This is a genomic window from Microaerobacter geothermalis, from assembly GCF_021608135.1.
GTDB classification, from domain to species: Bacteria; Bacillota; Bacilli; order DSM-22679; family DSM-22679; genus Microaerobacter; species Microaerobacter geothermalis.
Map to the genome: position 1 here is coordinate 30656 of NZ_JAKIHL010000021.1, position 20729 is coordinate 51384.

At 41.9% G+C, this 20729-nt stretch carries 24 protein-coding genes; 7 read left to right on the plus strand and 17 right to left on the minus strand.

Going from position 1 to position 20729, the window contains the following annotated elements; genetic code table 11:
• Positions 1 to 4: 4 nt before the first annotated feature.
• From L1765_RS09230 to moaA, 6 genes are all read right to left on the minus strand, one after another.
• The gene (locus L1765_RS09230) at positions 5 to 550 is read right to left on the minus strand and encodes a DUF1850 domain-containing protein (RefSeq protein WP_236406515.1); all 546 of its coding nucleotides are present in this window, start codon (positions 548 to 550) and stop codon (positions 5 to 7) included.
• Positions 551 to 1588: a TAXI family TRAP transporter solute-binding subunit gene (locus L1765_RS09235; RefSeq protein ID WP_236406516.1), complete on the minus strand. Its 1038-nt coding sequence runs from the start codon at positions 1586 to 1588 to the stop codon at positions 551 to 553. It abuts the gene before it with no gap.
• A gap of 275 nt (positions 1589 to 1863) precedes the next feature.
• Positions 1864 to 2061, minus strand: coding sequence for a hypothetical protein (locus L1765_RS09240; RefSeq protein WP_236406517.1), 198 nt, complete (start codon positions 2059 to 2061; stop codon positions 1864 to 1866).
• A gap of 37 nt (positions 2062 to 2098) precedes the next feature.
• Positions 2099 to 2278, minus strand: a complete 180-nt coding sequence (locus tag L1765_RS09245) for a hypothetical protein (RefSeq protein WP_236406518.1) — start codon at positions 2276 to 2278, stop codon at positions 2099 to 2101.
• Between the two features lie 116 nt (positions 2279 to 2394).
• Positions 2395 to 2868 carry a cyclic pyranopterin monophosphate synthase MoaC gene (gene moaC / locus L1765_RS09250; RefSeq protein WP_236406519.1) on the minus strand — a complete coding sequence of 158 codons (474 nt, stop codon included), beginning with the start codon at positions 2866 to 2868 and terminating at the stop codon, positions 2395 to 2397.
• 2 nt (positions 2869 to 2870) lie between these two features.
• Positions 2871 to 3872 carry a GTP 3',8-cyclase MoaA gene (gene moaA / locus L1765_RS09255; protein ID WP_236406520.1) on the minus strand — a complete coding sequence of 334 codons (1002 nt, stop codon included), beginning with the start codon at positions 3870 to 3872 and terminating at the stop codon, positions 2871 to 2873.
• 191 nt (positions 3873 to 4063) lie between these two features.
• Between moaA and L1765_RS09260 the strand changes: the two genes are divergently transcribed.
• Positions 4064 to 4870: an alpha/beta hydrolase gene (locus L1765_RS09260; protein ID WP_236406531.1), complete on the plus strand. Its 807-nt coding sequence runs from the start codon at positions 4064 to 4066 to the stop codon at positions 4868 to 4870.
• A 305-nt stretch (positions 4871 to 5175) separates the two neighbouring features.
• Here the strand turns inward: L1765_RS09260 and queF are convergent, their stop codons facing one another.
• Together queF and mnmH are read right to left on the minus strand one after the other, a co-directional pair.
• Positions 5176 to 5619, minus strand: a complete 444-nt coding sequence (gene queF, locus L1765_RS09265; protein WP_236406532.1) for a preQ(1) synthase — start codon at positions 5617 to 5619, stop codon at positions 5176 to 5178.
• A 24-nt stretch (positions 5620 to 5643) separates the two neighbouring features.
• A complete protein-coding gene (mnmH, locus tag L1765_RS09270) occupies positions 5644 to 6708 on the minus strand; it encodes a tRNA 2-selenouridine(34) synthase MnmH (protein ID WP_236406533.1) in 1065 nt (354 codons plus the stop codon).
• Between the two features lie 145 nt (positions 6709 to 6853).
• On the opposite strand from mnmH, the gene selD reads away from it, so the two are divergent.
• Positions 6854 to 7906 (plus strand): selenide, water dikinase SelD, encoded by a 1053-nt coding sequence (selD, locus tag L1765_RS09275; RefSeq protein ID WP_268928822.1) that lies wholly within the window; start codon positions 6854 to 6856, stop codon positions 7904 to 7906.
• Between the two features lie 85 nt (positions 7907 to 7991).
• Here selD and L1765_RS09280 read toward each other — a convergent pair whose 3' ends face one another.
• Entirely contained in the window at positions 7992 to 9044 is a 1053-nt protein-coding gene (locus L1765_RS09280) for a glycosyltransferase (protein ID WP_236406534.1), read from the minus strand.
• Between the two features lie 50 nt (positions 9045 to 9094).
• The gene (locus L1765_RS09285) at positions 9095 to 9349 is read right to left on the minus strand and encodes a hypothetical protein (RefSeq protein WP_236406536.1); all 255 of its coding nucleotides are present in this window, start codon (positions 9347 to 9349) and stop codon (positions 9095 to 9097) included.
• 485 nt (positions 9350 to 9834) lie between these two features.
• Between L1765_RS09285 and selA the strand changes: the two genes are divergently transcribed.
• The 4 genes from selA to L1765_RS09305 all read left to right on the plus strand — a co-directional run bounded on the left by selA (position 9835) and on the right by L1765_RS09305 (position 15140).
• Positions 9835 to 11286: an L-seryl-tRNA(Sec) selenium transferase gene (gene selA / locus L1765_RS09290; protein WP_236406537.1), complete on the plus strand. Its 1452-nt coding sequence runs from the start codon at positions 9835 to 9837 to the stop codon at positions 11284 to 11286.
• Positions 11276 to 13195, plus strand: a complete 1920-nt coding sequence (gene selB, locus L1765_RS09295; protein WP_236406538.1) for a selenocysteine-specific translation elongation factor — start codon at positions 11276 to 11278, stop codon at positions 13193 to 13195. The genes selA and selB overlap by 11 nt, the downstream gene beginning before the upstream one ends.
• Positions 13196 to 13533: 338 nt before the next feature.
• Positions 13534 to 14292, plus strand: a complete 759-nt coding sequence (gene lgt / locus L1765_RS09300) for a prolipoprotein diacylglyceryl transferase (RefSeq protein ID WP_236406540.1) — start codon at positions 13534 to 13536, stop codon at positions 14290 to 14292.
• 5 nt (positions 14293 to 14297) lie between these two features.
• Complete coding sequence (locus L1765_RS09305) at positions 14298 to 15140, plus strand: discoidin domain-containing protein (RefSeq protein ID WP_236406543.1); 843 nt, start codon at positions 14298 to 14300, stop codon at positions 15138 to 15140.
• Between the two features lie 24 nt (positions 15141 to 15164).
• On the opposite strand, the gene L1765_RS09310 is transcribed toward L1765_RS09305, so the two are convergent.
• The 4 genes from L1765_RS09310 to L1765_RS09325 all read right to left on the minus strand — a co-directional run bounded on the left by L1765_RS09310 (position 15165) and on the right by L1765_RS09325 (position 17592).
• Positions 15165 to 16001: an alpha/beta fold hydrolase gene (locus L1765_RS09310; RefSeq protein ID WP_236406544.1), complete on the minus strand. Its 837-nt coding sequence runs from the start codon at positions 15999 to 16001 to the stop codon at positions 15165 to 15167.
• 150 nt (positions 16002 to 16151) lie between these two features.
• The gene (locus L1765_RS09315) at positions 16152 to 16559 is read right to left on the minus strand and encodes a rhodanese-like domain-containing protein (RefSeq protein ID WP_236406545.1); all 408 of its coding nucleotides are present in this window, start codon (positions 16557 to 16559) and stop codon (positions 16152 to 16154) included.
• 42 nt (positions 16560 to 16601) lie between these two features.
• The gene (locus L1765_RS16120) at positions 16602 to 16916 is read right to left on the minus strand and encodes a putative mercuric transport protein (protein WP_329610004.1); all 315 of its coding nucleotides are present in this window, start codon (positions 16914 to 16916) and stop codon (positions 16602 to 16604) included.
• A 46-nt stretch (positions 16917 to 16962) separates the two neighbouring features.
• Positions 16963 to 17592, minus strand: coding sequence for a class I SAM-dependent methyltransferase (locus L1765_RS09325; protein WP_236406548.1), 630 nt, complete (start codon positions 17590 to 17592; stop codon positions 16963 to 16965).
• Positions 17593 to 17782: 190 nt separating this feature from the next.
• Between L1765_RS09325 and L1765_RS09330 the strand changes: the two genes are divergently transcribed.
• A complete protein-coding gene (locus L1765_RS09330) occupies positions 17783 to 18247 on the plus strand; it encodes a hypothetical protein (protein WP_236406549.1) in 465 nt (154 codons plus the stop codon).
• Here L1765_RS09330 and L1765_RS09335 read toward each other — a convergent pair.
• From L1765_RS09335 to L1765_RS09345, 3 genes are all read right to left on the minus strand, one after another.
• Positions 18236 to 18457: a YqgQ family protein gene (locus L1765_RS09335; protein WP_236406551.1), complete on the minus strand. Its 222-nt coding sequence runs from the start codon at positions 18455 to 18457 to the stop codon at positions 18236 to 18238. The two genes, L1765_RS09330 and L1765_RS09335, sit on opposite strands and share 12 nt — an antisense overlap.
• Before the next feature lie 268 nt (positions 18458 to 18725).
• Positions 18726 to 19814 (minus strand): M42 family metallopeptidase, encoded by a 1089-nt coding sequence (locus L1765_RS09340; RefSeq protein WP_407942241.1) that lies wholly within the window; start codon positions 19812 to 19814, stop codon positions 18726 to 18728.
• 12 nt (positions 19815 to 19826) lie between these two features.
• Positions 19827 to 20561 (minus strand): YwiC-like family protein, encoded by a 735-nt coding sequence (locus L1765_RS09345; RefSeq protein ID WP_236406553.1) that lies wholly within the window; start codon positions 20559 to 20561, stop codon positions 19827 to 19829.
• Between the last annotated feature and the right edge of the window lie 168 nt (positions 20562 to 20729).

Consider the following 20729-nt stretch of genomic DNA (forward strand, 5'->3'; position numbering starts at 1 on the left):
CTCCTCACTGATACGGTTGTACCCTCATCTTGACATAAGTCCCTCCCGGGACGATATCTTGGAAAGAAAGCCTTGATCCATCTGAAAAAAACAGTTGATGATTCGCTATTACCTGACCTACTCGCAAAGGTATCGCATCAAATACTCGATTCTCATATACTACACGATAGTATCCTTCTTCCGAAATAAATGAGGTGGTTTCTTCCGCTAATTTTTCCGGTCCAACAGGCAAATTGGCACCAAAGGAGTCATACCTCATCTCCTTCATCGCCAAGGTATTGGCATCCTTTACATAAAACACCTCTTCTACCGGCTGATTGGTGACGGAATGAATGTAGTTTAATTTAAAAGATTCACCGATTTTCATCGTCTTCGAGAAAACAATGTTCTTGGTTTTGGCATCCTCTATGACAAATTTAACCAAAAATGTCCTCTGATAAAAAAACAAACTAATTCCTAAAGCAATCATAAGAAAAAAAAGGACGAATAGTCCAATAAACCAAGGAGATTGAGCACCCCTAAGGGCACTCAATCCTTTCTGTTGAACCACTTATTTCAATCCCTTTTCCTTATAATATTTCTCAGCACCTGGATGAAGGGGCAAGGTAACACCATCTAAAGCGCTATCCAGGTTGATTTGTTCACCACGGGCATGCCCCTTGGCTATTTCATCCTTTTTCTCGTACATCAACTTTGTCAAGTTGTATACCACATCTTCAGGCAGATCTTCCAAGGCATACATCACTGCTTTTTCCGCTACCGTCTGTACATCCTCAGTTTGTCCCTTATAGGTGTTGGCAGGTATGGTATAAACCGCATAGAAGGGATGATCAGCCTGTAATTTTTTCAATCCATCTCCAGTGATACTTACAATATTCACATCCTTGGATGTAGCGATATCTTCCACATTACCGGCAGGAACGGCCAGAATGGCAAAAGCGGCATCTAATAAACCATCCTTTATCTTTGTTGCTGCATCGGCAAAAGTATCATTAAACGGTTCCACATCAGAAGTACTCATCCCGTAAGCTTGAAGAATCTGCTCGGCAGCCACGGCAGTACCGCTCCCCGGAGGTCCTAAATTAACCCTTTTTCCTTTCAGATCATTTACGGTCTTAATGCCGCTGTCAGCCGGTGTGATAATCTGTACTACTTCAGGATAAACGACACCAATGGCACGAACATTCGTGATTGGCTGATCAAATTTTCCTTTTCCATTGTAAGCATCTGCAGCTATGGCATTGATCGCCATCGCCAATTCTGTTTCCTTGTTACCAAGAAGTCTCATGTTTTCTACTGAAGCACCTGTTGACTGAACCGTTACGTTTACATTGTCAATGTTTTTGCTCCAAACGCTGGCAATGGCCCCGCCAAGCGGGTAATAGGTTCCTCCTGTTCCCCCTGTTGCCATGAGAAGTTCAAGGGTTTTTCCCCCTGAAGACTTTTCTTCTTCAGTTACTTGAGTCCCTTCAGTGGATTTGGCTCCTTCCGTTGATTGACCCCCTGCTTCCTCCTTTTTTCCACACCCAACCAGGGCAATGGAGAAAATAAGCAGCAGCGAGAACAGCAGAACAAGGTGTCTCTTCACGAAATCATCCCCCTTATTAAGTATTCATCTTTATGTCAAATCCAATAAGGATTTGCCACCTTCTTTCATTTTATTGCATTTTACAATTGGTTAAAAAAGCTGAATTTTCCGCTTTCTACATCATACCATATTTTCCACATCTGAAAAAGAACAAATGCTCATTGGTTCAAATGCGCATCGGTTTATTTTGGAAGAGTTGCTCGTCATAAAAAAGGATCGGGATCAACCCAATCCTTTTATTTTTCATCGTACATCTATTACTCTTACATCCAATTTTACGCCATTGCAGGCGTTTGAAGCTGCTGTAATGAAAATTGGCATTCTTCAATGCACAAGTCTAAATGATGGGCAGCTTCTGTCAATGTTGATTTAACCATTTGATTGTTTGTCTGATTTGCCATGCTGCGCAATTGTTGTGAGGTCTGCTGGCACTGCTGGATACATTGTTGAACATCATTAATGGCATTCGGCATTATTACTCACCTCTTTTTAATATTAAAGATTACCTTGTTATTGGACCTGCATCGAGGCTTGTTCACACTGACGGATGCACGTCTCGATATGATGTGCCCCTTGAGTAAGCATATCCCTGATTGCAGCCTTCGGGACGGTATTGGTTGCTGACCGAAGCATATTGGCCGCATTGGTGCAGTCCGTAATGCACTGTTGAATTTGTTGTCTGGTTGCCATGTTGTCACCTCCCTTAGAAACTAGTTTTAGTATCATGTAAGAGAACAAAATCTATGCAAATATCAGGATTATTCATAAAAAAAAAGAAAACCTTCGATGTGAAGGTTCTCCGTAAGTTAATTCCTGTGAAAATCTCCGCTTTTTCCACCTGATTTGTGAACTAAATAGGTTGGACCCAATTCCATTCCTTTATCCATGGCTTTACACATATCATAGATAGTTAATGCAGCAACACTGGCGGCGGTAAGAGCTTCCATCTCCACCCCTGTTACCCCTTTTGTCTTCACTGTTGCTTCAATCTGAATGATATGGTCGGCTTCCTCATGAAATTGAATATCCACTCCGCTGATGGGAATTGGGTGGCACATGGGAATAAGATCCCATGTCTTTTTGGCCGCCATAACTCCTGCCACCTGAGCCACTGCCAATACGTCTCCCTTACCAACCTTTCCCTCCCGAATCCGCCTCATGGTTTCCGGTTTCATCACGACACAGGAATGGGCAACCGCCACTCGATGGGTTTCCTGTTTTTCTGATACATCTACCATTTTTGCCCGATTTTGTTCGTTAAAATGTGTCAGCTGGCTCATTTCTATCCCCCTATTTGTGACATCCTTCGAATGGTGGGCTGAAACGTAGTATCTTCACCAATCAATTTCTGGGCCATCTCATGATTTTCAGGCTTTATGTTTAATGCCTTTTTAAATACATCTGCAATAGCTTCTTCATTACCGATATGTCGGCGGACAAACAATTCATCCTGCCAAAAAAGACAGGGTTTAATATATCCATCTGCGGTCAAACGAAGTCTCGTGCAAGTTTGGCAAAAATGGTCACTAACCGGATGAATAAAACCGACATTTCCCTTTGCATCGGGATGTTTCCAGTAATCAGCAGGGCCATTCCCAGGAACTGTTCCCTCCGCCACTGGTTGATACCCCAACTTCTTAATATGATCCAGCACATTTGATAAGGGAAAATAGCGGTTTTTCCACCCATCATCGTCATGACCGATCGGCATATATTCGATAAAGCGAATATGTACCGGTTTTTCCATCGCTAATTGGAGGAAATCATCAACCTCACCGTCATTCATTCCTTTCATCAAGACCACGTTTATTTTGACAGGAGCAATCCCTACTTCAAAGCAAGCTTCCAAACCGGCTATCACTTTGCTTAAATCTCCACCCCTGGTTATTTCACTGAATGTAACCGGATTCATGCTGTCCAAACTTAAATTGACACGGGTTATCCCCGCTTCCTTTAATCTTTTGGCCTTTTTTGCCAGGAAAATCCCATTGGTGGTCAACGCAATATCCTTAATTCCAGGGATTGCAGACAATTTCTCAACTAATATTTCAATATCCTTACGAACCAATGGTTCCCCACCAGTTAATCTTAACTTGCTTACTCCCAATTTAGCAGCTACCTTAACCACTTCTTCTATTTCTTCATAACGCATAATCTTTTCAGGGGGATCAAAGACCATTCCCTCTGCAGGCATACAATAAACACAGCGGAGATTACAGCGGTCCGTTACCGAAATCCTTAAATAATCGTGAATCCGTCCATACTGATCCACCAATTGGGTCATGATGAACATCCTCCTTCCAAAAATTCTGCTGTCAAAGCCCGTCTTACGAAATGATTTTAATTATTATACCATATATACATCAGAGAAAGTTGCATTTTTTGTGAAAAGGAGAAAGTGAAGGAGATGAAGAATACAATACAAAAAACGGCTTGCTTATGACTAAGTCAACCAATTATATGAGGAGGTAAAAAATGGGTGATTTATTTTATCGGAAACACTGGACCGTTGAAAAGCCGAAGGCGGTCATCCTTTTGATTCATGGGGCAGCGGAACATTGTGAACGATATGATCATGTCGGACAATGGTTTAATCAACAAGGGATTTCCCTCTATTCAGGCGATTTGCCTGGACATGGAAAATCCCCCGGCAAAAAGGGGGATATCGAATCGTTTCAGCAATACATCTCAACCGCCAACTTGTGGTGGGATGAAATAACTTCATTAATTCCTCAAGTCCCTCATTATCTGATGGGACATAGCATGGGGGGATTGGTGGCAGCAAGGTTAATGGAAACCACCTCCCTGTCTGTTTTGCCGAGGGGCGTGATCCTTTCCTCTCCCTTATTTGAGCTGCAGCTGGAAGTTCCTGAATGGAAGGACAAAATGGCCCGCTTGATCAGGAACATCTATCCCCAACTGCAGATGCCATCAGGAATTCAACCGGAACAGGTAAGCCGGGATCCCCAGGTGGTTCAATCCTACGCCAGGGATCCTCTGATTTCCCATAAAGTAAGCATCCGCTGGTATATTGCCCTGCAGAAAGAAATGAAGCAATTGTGGGAAGAGATTTCCTCGATTCCCGATGTCCCCTTCCTGATTCTTCAGGCAGGAACCGACAAACTGGTCAAGCCGGAAGCCGCTGAACGCTTTTATCAACAATTGCCGGTAAGGCGTAAAGAACTTAAAATCCTTCCCGATTTATACCATGAAATTTTAAACGAACCGGAAAAAGAAGAAGTGCTGCAGATGATACGCTCCTGGGCAGAATCGTTACAATGAGGTTTTGTTTCAATCATGCTCCACATGCCGATATCCCTGAAGCCCAGGCGAAATTCAACAATTTGATCCAACAAATCCATGAGAACAGGTATCATCGAGGGTGATCCTTCTATCCTACTCAATTAACCGTCTGATCATTTATTTTCCCCTCTCTCGACCAGCTTTATCTTTCTTTAACCTTCAATCATTTACTCTACCTACAAAGAAATAAAAACCACTTCAAGAGCTATGCTTCTCACGAAGTGGTTTTGTAATAAACAATCATCCTAACAATCATCCTACATGCTGGATCAAAACCATGATGCTCATTCTATATCGCGCAACACTCGTCCCTGTTCTTTATCATATTCTACAACAATTCGGGTCCCCAATCCCCCTCTGGCATTCCAATAGGCTTCTATCTTCATGTAGATGGGGTCACAAACCTTTACGAGATCCTCCAAAATCCGATTCGTGGCATGCTCCTGGTAAATTCCCACATTTCTGAACGAGGTGAGATAAAATTTCAGGGATTTCATTTCAATCAGCTTTTCATTGGGGATATAGGAAACCGTGATATCTGCAAAATCAGGCAGTCCCGACCATGGACAGACCGAGGTAAATTCATTGGTGGGAATCTCTACCCAGGTCGGTTTTCCCGGATATTCATAAGGAATGGTTTCCAGTATATGTGTTAAAATCACATCTTCTTCTTGAATGTCAAACCGTATGTTTTCATATTTTGAATGGTCCACATTAACTTTAGTCACAAAAAACATCCTTTCTGTAAAATTTTAACTAACTGGAATAGGGATCCTTTCCTCAATGATCTGTTCTATTTTTTTGACACCCTCATCCATTTCTGTTACATCAATATGAATAAAGGCTCCCCCATATTGCTGGGTGCAATAATCATACCGAGGATCGTAATAATAGATGAGCAGGATTTCAACCAATTTATGATAATTCATCTGTTCAATGGCTCCCTTAGCCTCTTTTTGAACCTCGGCAGGAAGCCTTTTTTGAATCACTCGAAATGATTCTGTTACCCTCTCTTTAAAATGTTCGCCCCCCGCTTCATTCCCCATATACTGCTCAATAATTCTTTTTACCCTTTTGGCAATGGGAGCCTCAAGCATCAGGTGAATACCGGTTCTTTTTGCATCCATTATAAAATCTGGCAAATGGATGTGGCCGATTCGCTTGCTTTCGGCTTCTATAATAACATATAGGGAATCTTTGATTCTACTTAATTTCTCAAACAGGAGGGCATCGAAGGTTTTTTGATTGTTCGGTTTTCCCAAACCGATGGAACCGAAAGCAGACCCTCTATGGTTAGCCAGTCCTTCCAAATCAATCACTGGATTTCCCCTTTGCTCCAATTTGTGAAGAATCTTTGTTTTTCCTACCCCCGTCATTCCGTGCAACACAATCACATGGGGTGGAAGCAATTCTGCAGTCAGCTTGTCCAGGATCACCTGGCGGTATCTTCTGTATCCTCCTGTCAGTCGATAGACAGGTAATCCTGCCAAATCGGCAAAGGTAACCATGGACTTACTTCTCATTCCTCCCCGCCAGCAAAAAACTACGGGTTGTTTTCCCTCGTCCAGCCATTCCTTAAGCCGTTTCATGAAATATGGGATTTTAGGAGATACCAGTTCCATGGCCATCCATCTGGCAGCATCAGGACCCACTTGCTTATAAGCGGTTCCCACCTGTTTCCTCTCTTCATCCGAAAAAATAGGAAGATTGACGGCCCCTGGGATAGTGGCCCCATTAAATTCCTCTGGAGAGCGTACATCCACCCATAAAATATGATTTAAATGGATTGCTTGCTCAATATCAATTTCTTTATTCAATGTTTTCACCTACTTATAGAATGACCCTTCCGCATAGAACGAATTTGAAAAAATTTCATCGCAAATCTTTTGCTGCAACCATTATAGGACTGATTTTCTATATCCGTAAAGAAGTGTATACTAGTTAACGAAAGGAGGCAATATCATGTCACAAGATAAAGTAAAGTTAACATCTCTCTCCAGCAAAGGAGGCTGAGGCTGCAAAATTGGTCCAGAGGACCTGGCGCAGGTGCTGCGCCATTTACCAAAAACGGCTGCTGACCCCAACCTTCTTGTGGGATTAGATACATCTGACGATGCCGGTGTTTACAAAATATCGGAAGACTTGGCCTTAATTCAGACCGTTGATTATTTTACACCTATTGTAGATGATCCCTATATGTTTGGGCAAATTGCCGCTGCAAATGCATTAAGTGATGTTTATGCTATGGGGGGAAGACCCCTCACTGTACTTAACATTGTCGGGTTTCCGGTAAAAAAATTGGGAATGTCCATCCTGGCTGATATTCTCAGAGGTGCTGCAGATAAAGTGGCAGAGGCAGGAGCTGTCATCGTAGGAGGACACTCCATTGATGATCAGGAACCTAAATTTGGGCTGGCTGTAACTGGAACCGTACATCCTGAGCGCATCCTTCCCAATAACCAGTCAAAACCAGGAGATGTGCTGATCCTCACAAAGCCTATTGGAATTGGCATACAAACCCAGGCGATTAAAAAGGATCTACTCAGTGAAGAAGAGATGGAACGGGTCATGTCCGTCATGGCTACCCTTAATAAAACGGCTGCTGAAGTCATGGAGTCTTACCCTGTTCATTCCTGTACGGATATTACCGGTTTTGGCCTTTTGGGACACACCAAGGAGATGGCTGCAGGAAGCCAGGTGGGAATCGTCATCCAGAACCATCAGGTTCCCGTTCTTCCTAGATCCCTTTCGTTAGCCAAAGAAGGTGTAATTCCGGGTGGAAGCAAGTCTAACCATCATTGGCTTGAAAACTGTGTGACCTATGACTCATCATTATCATTGGAAGAACAACTGATTTTATGCGATGCTGTCACTTCAGGAGGACTGTTGATTTCCTTGCCCGAAAAAGAAGGAGAATCCCTTCTTCAATCCCTGAAAAATAAGGGGATTTCAGAAGCGGCCATCATTGGTCATGTTGTTTCGGATCATCCCGGATGTATTATTGTTGAAAAATAAAGAGATTGGCGCGTCTTATGCGGCGAAACTTGACTTCAGGTGGTAAAAACAATCCACCTGAAGTTTCCACCCTTATCGTAAAAGATCATATGCTTTCATACAGATATAAATACCGCTTCGCTTCATCTAAAGGACTGTGTAGCTGGTTCATCCGTTCTCGTCCTTTATTTCCCATACTTTTCCTCAGTTCAGGGTCAAGGATTAGCCTTTCCGCCAGTTGGTAAAATTCATCTTCATTTTGATACAAGTAACCTGTTCCACCATGGACTACAAGACTTCGGTTACCAGGAATATCACTGGCTAATACAGGCAGTCCTGCTGCCATCCCTTCCATAATTGCCATGGACTGCCCTTCCGATAAGGAAGTATTCAAAAGAACATCCGACTGCAAATACCATTCCGGCATTTTTTCAAAGGGAACCTCTCCGGCATAAAAGAACCAATCCCACATCCTTTCTGCCATTTTCACTTGACGATAGATATCTTCAATTAATTTGGTTCCCGCCAATGTCAGTCTAATACAGGAGTATTTTTCATGCAGTCTTTGAAATGGCTTTAACGGAAATAGAACATTTTTTACAGGGCGCAGCCCGGCAGGGAGAAAGAAGTGAACATCTCCTTCTTTCTCTTTCAAATATTTTTCTTTTATTTTTTCTTCAGGCAATGAAATCCATACCCCCTGAGGAATAACGATTACCTTATCGGTCAACGATGGAAATTGCTCAATCATTTTATCCTTCTGCTCTTCAATAAAGACCGTAACCCATTGGGCATTTTCCAATAAAGGTCTCATAATCTCTCTTTTTGCCGGATCAAAGATATCGTAATTAACGTCTGTTCCCGTCATCGTAACCAGATAAGGAACCTTCAGGGGAGGGATTTTATTCTCCCGCTGCCAAAGGGCAAACCGGTATCCATTTAGAACATGGATGATGGTTTTTTCATTGTTTGTGCTTTGGCAAAAGCGATCTTTGAAATGGTCGCTGGTTAAGTCCCCTTCCAAATAAGGAAAAACCTCTACAGACAGATCCAATTGACTTAAATGCAGAAATAAGCGTTTGGCCGTAATGGAATTCCCCCGATGCTGATACAGATATGGTGTAGCCAGTATGATTTTGTCCCAACTGCGATTCCCCATCTTTTCCTTCCCCGCCCTTTTTTAAAATGTGTTACTATATAGTCCTCCCTCTATTCGTCTGTTTTTGTTGTAATATTCATCTGTACAAAGCGTTGAATTGGGATTTGGACAAAGGTTTTTATTGGATTATGCTGTTTGATCTCTTTGATCTCGCCAATGACGATTTTCCCCACTTGATAGGTTTTTGCTAGCTCGATTATTTTTCTGCTTGCTTGATGGAGATAATTCTGAAGGATATGATGTCGTTTGATTCGTATAGATTGGTAGTGTGCAATTCGTTGATTTATGTAACCAAGTGAGAGCAAAAGATTTCCGTCTATTTTACGAATAGTCTTCCAACGCTTTAAAATAGCTTTTCCAATTTTGTTCGAGAACTTTTAGACATTGTTGATAGGTATGCGAATGGAGATATTCCTTATGAGGATTATACCATAAGAAAAGGTGTCATGGAACATTTGTTTGTAATCAGTCAGCATTCATCTCCCACTATAGAAGATGGGAGTCTTCTGCTAAGTAATGATAAAATCACATCGAAAAAAATAAAAATTTATAACCGCTTAACTATTTGTCCACATACAGTCCATTGTTGTGATTTGATGATTATTGCCAATAAATCCTTGTCTTTCCTTAAAGATAGGGTTTTTTTCTTTGCTCCACTTGTCTTTCAACTATATGGACGGAACTAAATAATTTACTAAGGATTGCCTTTAAAAATGCTTTAAAAACTTGCGATTCATGACAATCTCCATTACATTAAATAATAAATTGATGGAAAAAGAGGATACAATTCATGGATACAGAAACCAAACAATTGCTAAGAAAATTGCCTGCGATACATACATTGCTGCAGCATCCTGACCTGAAGGAATGGGCAGAAAAACAGCAGTTAAATCACACTTACCTTTCCCAAATGACAGGAACTTTCATAGAAAACTGGCGCCAGCAGATTTTGTCCGGCGACATTCATACCATCCCACCCGTTGATGATATGATAAATTCTCTAATGAACTACCTTGATTCTTTACTTTCACCTCACCTCAGAAGGGTGATCAACGGAACCGGAGTGGTTTTGCACACCAATTTGGGACGGGCGGTCTTAAGTGATGTCGCTACCAATCACGTGATACAAGCTACAAAATATTATTCCAATCTTGAGTATCGGGTAAACGAGGGAACCCGAGGGTCCAGGCATGACCATGTTGAACAGATCATCTGTCAATTGACAGGTGCGGAAGCCGCCATGGTAGTGAACAATAATGCGGCAGCCGTTTTCCTTGTTCTTCGTGAATTGGCCAAAGGAAGGGAAGTGGTCGTATCGAGAGGTCAATTGGTCGAGATTGGAGGTTCCTTCCGCATCTCGGAAATTATGTCTGAAAGCGGAGCCCTTCTGGTTGAAGTGGGAACAACAAACAAAACCCACGTCCGGGATTATACCCATGCCATCACAGAAAATACCGCTCTCCTGTTAAAAGTTCATACCAGCAACTTCAAAACCATTGGCTTTACCCATTCTGTCTCTGCCGAAGAATTGGTTTCCATTGGCAAGGAATATGGAATTCCCGTATATGAAGATTTGGGAAGCGGCGTATTATTTGACCTTCGTTCCTATGGCATCGGAGAGGAACCGACCGTAAAGGAAATCATCCAAGCAGGTGTGGACCTTGTTTCTTTTAGCGGAGACAAATTGCTGGGAGGGCCCCAGGCGGGGATTATCGCTGGAAAAAAAGAATACATCCAACGTTTGAAAAGAAATCAGCTGGCCAGAGTACTTCGGGTGGATAAAATGACCCTTGCAGGTCTGGAGGCAACGCTAAAATTATATTTGGACCCCAACAAGGCTGTTAAAGAGATACCCACATTGCGTTCCTTGTTCATGACGAGGGAAACCATTAAAGAAAAGGGCCAGAAATTCATTCACCTTGTTTCTTCCCTGGTACCTGGAACCATTGAAATGGAGGATGGATTTTCCGAAGTGGGAGGCGGAACTCTTCCTGGTGTCTCTATTCCTACTTGCCTCGTCAGTATCCATTCTCTTCCCTATCCGATTTACAGGCTGGAAAGGGAGTTAAGGCGCCAGTCCCCTCCCCTGATCGGCAGGGTCTCTGAAGAAAAGTTCCTCATTGATTTCAGAACCATCCCAGATGAGGAGATTCAATTATCAGCCCAGGTGTTTATAAAAGCCCTTGAAAGTCTTAATTCCAAAAAACTTCACCCCAGAAAGGAAGATCTCCATGTTGAATAAAACGGGCCATTATGTTTTGGGGATTGCCGGGCATATCGATCACGGAAAAACCACATTAACCAAAGCCTTGACTGGAAAAGAAACGGACCGTTTAAAAGAAGAAAAAGAACGACAAATCTCCATTGAGCTCGGTTTTGCTTCATTTCAATTGTCAAATGGGATGGAAGTTGGGGTTATTGACGTACCCGGACATGAACGGTTCATCCGTCAAATGGTAGCAGGAGTTGCCGGGATTGATATGGTTTTATTAGTAGTTGCAGCAGATGAAGGAGTCATGCCTCAAACAAGGGAACACTTGGACATTCTTCATCTTTTAGGGGTGAAACGAGGAATCATCGTGTTAAATAAGGCAGATTTGGTTGACTCTGATTGGCTTTCCCTGGTTGAGGAGGAGATAAGAGATGAGGTTCGTGGAACTTTTTTGGAAAACTCCCCTGTCATTCCTGTAAGCGCCAAAACGGGCGAAGGTATTCCCAATCTGGTGCATCAGGTGGAACAGACGGTATCCGCCATCCCTGCCCGTTCCACACAGGGACCTTTAAGAATGCCGATTGACAGAGCCTTTAGCTTAAGAGGATATGGAACAGTAGTGACTGGAACGATCTATGAAGGAATCGCGCAATTGGGAATGGAATACATGATTCTCCCCTCCTCCATCCCTATTCGGGTAAGGGGAATTCAGATCCATGGAAAAGGAACTGACCGTGCTTTTTCTGGTCAGAGGGCAGCGATCAATTTGGTTGGTGCAGAGGTGGATGAAATTCATAGAGGGGATGTCATTACAGAAAAGGGAATCTTCCAACCCACTCAAAGAATGGATGTATCTTTATCCATGCTTTCCCATCTCTCATTCTCCCTTAAACAAAGGTCTCTGGTTAAGGTTCACATCGGAACCTCTGAAGTATTAGGTACCATCATTTTTTTTCACGGCAATCAATTGGATCCTGGAGAGCAAACATGGTGCCAATTGCTGCTGAAAGACCCAATTGTGGCTAAAAAGGGAGATCATTTTATCATACGACGTCCTACTCCTGCCACAACCTTGGGAGGCGGGACAATAATTGACCCCTACGCGAAAAAACATAAATTCGGAGATAAAACCATTATTCAGCTCAAAGAAAAAGAACAGGGGGATGAATCTGCCCTTCTGTTAAATCGGTTAGAATCCGAAGGAATAACTACAGGAGAAAATCTGGTGAAAGAAAGAGGAGAAAGCTGGGATTTGTTGAAGGAAATTCTTCAGCCAATGATCTCAAATAATTCAATCATTGTTCTGGGGACAGGGAGTCTTCAACCGTCCAGTATGTTAATCACAAAAAGCACCTGGCAAAATTGGCTGGTTAAAACCCTGCAATCGTTAAAGGAGTATCATAAAACATATCCGTTAAGGCGCGGCATCAGCAAGGCCAAATTAAAATCGGAGCTTTTCCCCAAGCTGACCCAAAAAGAATGGCAAGGGTTGTTTCAGGATTGGGAAAACAAAGGTGAGCTGTCAACGGAGGATGAATGGGTCTTCCTGCCATCCTTTCTTCCCCAACCATCTGCAGACATGGAAAAACTCTTAACCTCTTTTGTCCAACATACCATTCAAATAGGTTATGAGATTCCCAAATGGAAAGATTGGTTGACGCAAGAAAAGATTCCAAATTCCATCCATGAGGATGTCACCCAGTATTTGCTTTGGAAAAAGGTGATTACTTCTTTTGGTGATGATCGATATTTGTCCCTGGACGTAATTGAAAATACCATTGCCCAACTAAAGAAAGAACTTGCCCAACCAAGTTTTACCGTACAAGATGTGAAGGAGATTGCGGGACTGTCCCGGAAAAATCTGATTCCGCTAATGGAATGGATGGATAAGCATGGGCTAACCGCTCGCAAAGAAAATGAGCGACGGTGGGTTGATTAACCCACCGCTTTTTTTGCATTACCCATCATGCTTTCCCATTAACAGATAAACTGAAACAATTCCTCGGGATAATCCGGATGGGAGGCCTCATTCCTTTTAAAGAGATTTTTAATTGATAGATTGTCATTTTTTTCACACTCCTGATATGTTTGATAATATATTTCTACAATCAGAATATACCGCAACGAATGCTTTTTTTAATCTTAATTTAAGGTATTTGTTATAAAAATTTGATAACATAACTGGTAATGATAATTATTATTATTTCTACATGAAAACTACGATAACCTAAGGTCAATGTCCTATGAAAAGAAATTATAAGGAAGGAGTAGATTGAATTGATTGGATTAAAATTATTTACAATTGCCGGAATTCCAATCTACACACATGGTGTAGGGATTGCATTAGCGGCACTTCTGGGCATGTGGTTAGCCCAACGACAAGCGAAGGCAAACGGTTACAATCCAGAAATCATTTTGGACTTTGTCGTTTATGCATTAATTGGAGGAATATTAGGTGCTCGCATATGGTATGTCATTTTTTCTTGGAAAACCTACGTAAACAATCCAATTGAAATATTTTTTATTTGGGAAGGCGGTTTAGCAATTCAAGGAGGACTTCTCGGGGGAATACTTATTGGAATTTGGTTTGCAAAAAAACGGAACATTCCTGTATGGACATTAGCCGACATCATCGCTCCCGGACTCATCCTTGGGATGGCAATTGGAAGAATAGGAGACTTTATGGCTGGGGATGATTATGGAATTGCCTCAGAAGTTTTTGGCGTAATTTATCAGCCTGATTCAATAGCTTATAAAGCAAATGGTCCTGTCCCTCTTTTTCCTACAGCCTTGTTTGAAGCAACAGCAGATTTAATCATTATGGGGATTTTACTTATGCTGAAAAAGCGAAAATTGTATGAAGGTTTTCTTTTTCTATGGATGCTCACTTTATACTCCTTTGCTCGATTTTTCTTGGAATTTTTCCGTGGAGATAGTTTACGCACGTTTTTCGATCTAAGAACCGCTCAGTTAACAGCTGTCGCAACGATTATCATTAGTGTTATTTTCATGATAAGACGGACAAAAGAGAGGTGATCAAATTGAAAAAAAATCTGTGGATCATACTCATTGCTGCCATAGTCATAGCGAGCTATCTCGCGTCACTATCCATGTTCTCGCAGTCCAGTCTCGGACAACTTAACGTGGAAGGAATCCGATTTTCATTTAAGGATGGGAAAACAGTTGTAAACTTTACCACGGATCAACCGGGTTTTTGTCAGGTTTTAATTGGAACAGAATCAGGAAAATATCAGCGTGTAGCTGTAGAAAGTATGCCCGAAGGTCCGCACAGGGAACATTATAACGTGATTGACGGATTAGAACCAAATACATCCTATTTTTACCGAATTAATTTCAGCACGTCAGATGGCAGAATATCTCAAAGCAAGGAGAACCGTTTTGTGACTTCAGAAGATATAATTTCCAACATAGAAAATAAACAGGTTGAGAAGCCGAATGGAATCAACATAGCAAATATAAAAAACGGCGGAAAAATCTTAGGGGTCAGTTCCAATTACGGAAACGTATCAAATGATCAACAATGGGGGGCAAATATGGCGATTGACGGAAATCCTGCAACTGAATGGTCCTCAGCAGGGGATGGAGATGATGCTTGGATTAATATCGGATTTGATAACGAATATAAGGTGAAGGCTTTTGGCTTTTGGACTCGAACAATGGGAAGCAGTGCAGAAATTAATCGATTTCGGGTATTAGATGCCGATGGAGTGGAGCTAGGTGTTTTCTCTTTGAAAGGGGCCGAACAAATACAGTACTTTTCCTTAGATAAACCGGCAACCACGAACTCACTTCGCTTCGAAGTGCTGGATAGTACTGGAGGAAATACTGGAGCCGTAGAGATCGAAGTATATCCTGAAAAATAAAGAAAAAGCGCTATCACTCACCGTCTAATAGGCGGGAGAGTTCTCGCGCATGAGTTTATAAATAGAGTCTTTCATCTGCTCAGCTTTGGAACCGCTATCGATCACAAATTGTAAACACCAATCCGTATTATTGAAGAGAGGATGATGATTGCCTTCGGGAAGAATATGAAGCTGCCAATTGGGACGCCCTTTCATTAATTTTTTTACTCCTTCAAGCGGTGCCGTGGGATCTTTGTCTCCATGAATGCAAATGACGGGAATTCGATCAGGTAACCTGTCAGCTTCTTTTTCTAAACCCACCCGGTAAATGACTTCCCACAAAGTAGAGGTGAAAGAACGCCATGTATGTTTTACCATATCCTTCACAACTTCTTTGGGTAGACTGGTTAAAATGAATGGCAGTATCCAACCAAATACTCTTCTGGTAAACACACAAGCTAGAGCCGCTATGGTATAGTTTGTAATAAACCACTGATTCCGCTGCCTAAAATAATGAACTGCATCCTTTTCGCTTCCGTAAAATGGGATGCTGAGCAAAATTAACTTATTCACTTGATCGGGATAACGCGCAGCATAGCCAATTGCTAGAATGGTCCCTAAAGAATGTCCGACTAAAGTGACTTCCCCATGACACTCTATAACCGAATGTAATTCTGTCAAATGTCTTTCTAAAGTATATTTAGTCCAGGGCTTTGGAGAGTTTCCAAATCCTAATGGATCGACTAAAATAAGCTTTTGATCTGCAGACAAATGTTCAACTCTGCTTTTCCAATACCGTGTGGTTCCCCCAAGACCGGGTATAAACACCACTGGGGAACCATTTTTCCCCAAAACCTCGTGATACAACTTATGATTTGTCACTAAGCCCTCATCCTCCCTCAACTACGATTGCAGCTATCCCTATACAAATACGGAATATTTTAAATCTCCGGCTCAAATCAGTAACCATCACACTGCCGTTTTCAGATAATAATTCCATGATTCTTTTCCTACGTTCAACCGCTAGCATGTTTACCCTTCTTCCCAGGCTCTCATTCCGCCTTCCAAGTTATATACTTGCTTATACCCCTTGCTGATAAGGAATTGTCCTGACGCTTCTCCCATGGGTCCCATATGGCATACCAAGATAATTTTTTTATTCTTGTCCAATTTTTCGTATTCCTTTTCAAATTCAGCAAATGGGATCAGGATTGCCCCAGGAATATGGTTTTCCTCGTATAGAAACGGCTCTCGTACATCCACAATGACCGTATTTTCATCCAGACCCGCATCCAATTGTGCCCTCAACTCTTCGGCCGTAATGGGTTGAACCTTCGTATTGGCAGCAGACAGATCCGTTGATTCACCTTGATTGGCACATCCGGCGAGAATGATCGCTAGAAGGACCAAAGCAAAAATCAGGAACGTTTTTTTATTCACAATGTTTCCTCCTTCCTATGGATATGAAAATGGCACCGAAGATCAAAAATATCCAAGAGAATAGAGAAAGTACCCAAAGCTGGCAAAAGTAAGTCCCGTTGATACCCATAATATGATTCTTTGCTTGCGGTGTACAAGGGACCTTCGTCTCCAGGTTACCCAATGGGCCAATCCCAAAAGAACAAAGCTTAATCCAATAAACCACCACTGATATTTTGCAAAAAAGGCTAATGTGGACAGCATCGACCCGCCCAGACCGAGCGGTATCACCAATACAGGAAGCAGTCAAGCGAGACAAGCAAAAGTGGCCGAAATCATGGTGAAAGTTTGGGTAAATTTCTCTTTCCAAGAGGCCATCTATTCTCCTCCTTCCCTTGTTTTATATGGACGGAACCAAAAATTCTTATTTATTTGGACTGATTTCCATCAATCTCATAATGTCCATCATCAAAAATTTTTGCCGAACCACCTTCATTCCCGCCTTTTCAATATTTTCAACCGTTCGTCTATTGATGTTCGCTCCATAGAAAGTGACTGGAATGGGATTTAGCCAATCCATTAGCGTGCCTAGAACTGGATTTTCACTCCTCATGTGTTCCAGCATGATCACCTGTCCATCCGGTTTGCATACCCTGCGAATTTCTTTTAATCCTTTAACTGGATCCGGAACAGAACAATAAACACAAGTAGTCACTACCGTATCAAACGTATTATCCGGAAAATTCATCTGCTGGGCATCCATCTCCAGAAGTTGAACTTTTGCTTTTATTCCCTCCCCCTTCTCCAGCTTCCGACGGGCATATTTCAGCATGTTGGGACTGAAGTCAATCCCTGTTACCTCTGTGTCAGCAGGATAAAAAGGAAGATTGGCACCGGTACCCACCCCAACCTCAAGCACCCGTCCCTTGACAAGGGAGAATACGTCTTTTCTCCATTCCTCTTTAATCATTCGATCCATCACGTCAAAAATGGGAGCAATTCTGTTATATCTTCCTTTGATTGTCTCGGTCAGCTTTACTTCTTCATGATTCATATTCCATTCTCCTTAAATCGAAAATTATATACCCGTGCCCCTATTTTATCGTAAATTGAATAAATATTAAAGGAACACAATTATTATCCTTTTGCCTGACTTTCTCATAGATTATAGTGTGGAACTAGAGATTTACACGCCCGCTAGCCAAGTTATAGGAATGCATACTTTGCCGAAAGGGAGTGTTCATGTGGTTTATTCCTATCCTTTTCCGTTTCGTCAGTCTCAATCAGTCTCCATTATTTCCCATATGCACCAGGGAGATATTTACACAGAACTGCTATGCTCCTATTGGACTCAGATTTTAGTTGTTGCTTCATTTCAGTCTCCGTATATTTCAACCTTTGAGTCAGCCTTATTCCATTTCACTTACGCAAGAACAGGGGCGAGGGGATCCCTTCAGAGATATATTCAAGGGAATCAATCCAGAGCCATTAAACTTACCCTGATTCACTGCTTAGTCATGTCACAAAGATACCTGACGGTTTTAAAAGAGACCCTCCCTAAGGTGCAAACAGAAGCTTCATCTCCATTTTCTAATCCACTTAAAAAAATAGAGCTTCTTTTGAATCAGATTGAACCTCACCTTCAACAAACCATTTCCTTAGCAAAAAACATGCTGGGAGAAGACGAATGGGAGCATTCAATACCCTGATTCCTCCAGTTTTTTGGTTTCCTTACGAATCACCTGAATGCCCTGTTGGTATTGGATGTCGGAAATCAGCTTCATTTGATATAATTCTCGAAGTTCTTCTTCCATTAACCATAAGTCTCCCAAGGGATCTCCCGTATAGATAAGCACCCGAAATTCTCTTAGCAATTCTTTTAGATGAAAGATGCTTAAAATGGTCTGATTGGGTTTCAAAACTAATCTACTCCTTTATCAGAAAAGATAAATTCTTCGATCATCCTGATCATGATTATATGGAGACAGTATAGCAAAAATTAAATCCTTTCGCGATCCTTGTTAGAAAAACTTGGCTTATCGCCACGTACTTAATAGCGAAAGCTTTAGTTTTTTTTATACTTTTTTCCTTTAAAGAAATTAAGCTTTCTTAAATGTATAAAAAAGAAGGACTGGACCCATTATCATGATCCAGCCTTTCCTATTGATAAACCATCGGTTCAAACCGCTATCTGCTTCTGATTCTTTTCACAGTATCCTTATCCAGACGTTTCACTGCAGCAATCAGCAGTTTTTTCGCATTTTCGTAATCATCATAATGAATGATCGACGCATGGCTGTGAATATACCTTGCCGGAATGCCAATCACTGCCGATGGCACCCCTTTTCCGCTCATATGGACCCTTCCGGCGTCTGTTCCTCCCTGGGAAACAAAAAATTGATAGGGAATCCCTTCTTCCTCTGCCGTATCTATTAAAAAGTCACGTAATCCGGGATGTGAGATCATGGACCGGTCATAAATACGCATCAAAGGTCCTTCCCCCAACTTTCCGAACCCTTCGCCAGAACCTGGAATATCATTCGCTGGCCCGGCATCCAAGGCAAAAAAGATATCCGGTTTAATCATATCGGCAGCTGTAGCCGCCCCCCTTAATCCTACTTCCTCCTGAACAGTGGCTCCTGAATACACGGTACATGAAAGCTTTTCTTCCTTCAGTTCCTTTAACAGTTCAATGGATAAAGCACATCCATAACGGTTGTCCCAGGCCTTGGCCATGATTTTTTTGGGATTGGCCATCACTTTAAAAGGACATACCGGAATGATTGGCTGACCTGGACGAACGCCAATTTTTTCTGCATCTTCTTTGCTGTCTGCCCCGATATCAATAAACATTTTCTTCATATCCATCGGTTTTTTCCTGACTTCATCCGTTAACACATGGGGAGGAATGGATCCGATGACCCCCTCTACCGGTCCATTGGGAGTGATGATATGGACCCGCTGGGCCAACATCACCTGAGACCACCAGCCGCCCAAATTTTGAAACTGGATAAACCCCTTTTCTGTGATTTGCGTGACCAAAAAGCCAACTTCATCCATATGACCGGCCACCATGATCGTCGGGCTGTTCTCATTCCCGGTTTTCTTGCCGAAGATGCTTCCCAGATTATCCTGGACCACTTCATCTGCGTACGAAGCCAGATGCTTTCTCATGATCTTTCTGACTTCATCTTCAAATCCAGGTGCCCCTGGAGCCTCAGTTAATTCTTTAAATAATTCCAACTGCCAGCTCATGGTACAACTCCCTTCATTCATCTTTCTTCCACATTATAGCAAATAATTTCGAAAAACGAAAATCGTGATGACCACAAACAAGAAGGAATTTACAATTTCTATGATTCCCGTTTGAATCGGTTTAAATTGGACATCAAGGGGAATGACCCATGACTTGATCGCTGACGGAACAAAGGAAAGGGACAGCATCGGAAGCTGAACAGCCAACGGAAACAGCAATATCAATAGATGATATGCCCTGGACCACCATTTAAACGGATGATTGTTTTTCTCTCGAATGAAACTCTTCACATGAAAAACACTTCCCATAAAATATAATACGTTGGTGAACCAGAGCAAGGAAACAATTCCATTCCATTCTCCCGTGCCAATATAAAATGCCATGATTCCAACAATGGACATCCCGCTAATGGCAAAAAAATCATTCCACACGCTTCTTTCATTTCTTATTTTTGCAAAATAGAGATTGATCAGAAGAAAGGGAATAATACTAAGGGCCATTAAGATAAGTCCGGGAAATTTTATGATCGGAAAAAGCCAGAAAAGAAAAGCAACCCCAAAATATATGGACATCCACATCAATAGCTCCTTGTCCCATTTTTTCTGGCGAAACATCATTAAAAGTGGTGTTATTCCTATATAGCCCAAAATTGTTCCGACAAAGGCAAGGATCTGAAAGAAATTGAATCCTCCAATGCCCAGTCCCAATAAAAATGGGACAATAACCATGGCCCATCCACCGTGTTCTCTTGGGATAATGACGTTCATATCGTTCACTCCAATGACTAATATGTTAGATATATCCTATTCTATCCTGAAAATTAACTCGTTGCACGAACCAAAAAAAACAATACAAAACTAACCCTAGGCCTTACAAAATATGGTTAGGGTTGAAGAGCGATGATTCCTATCGTTTGTGTCAAGATGCTTCTGATT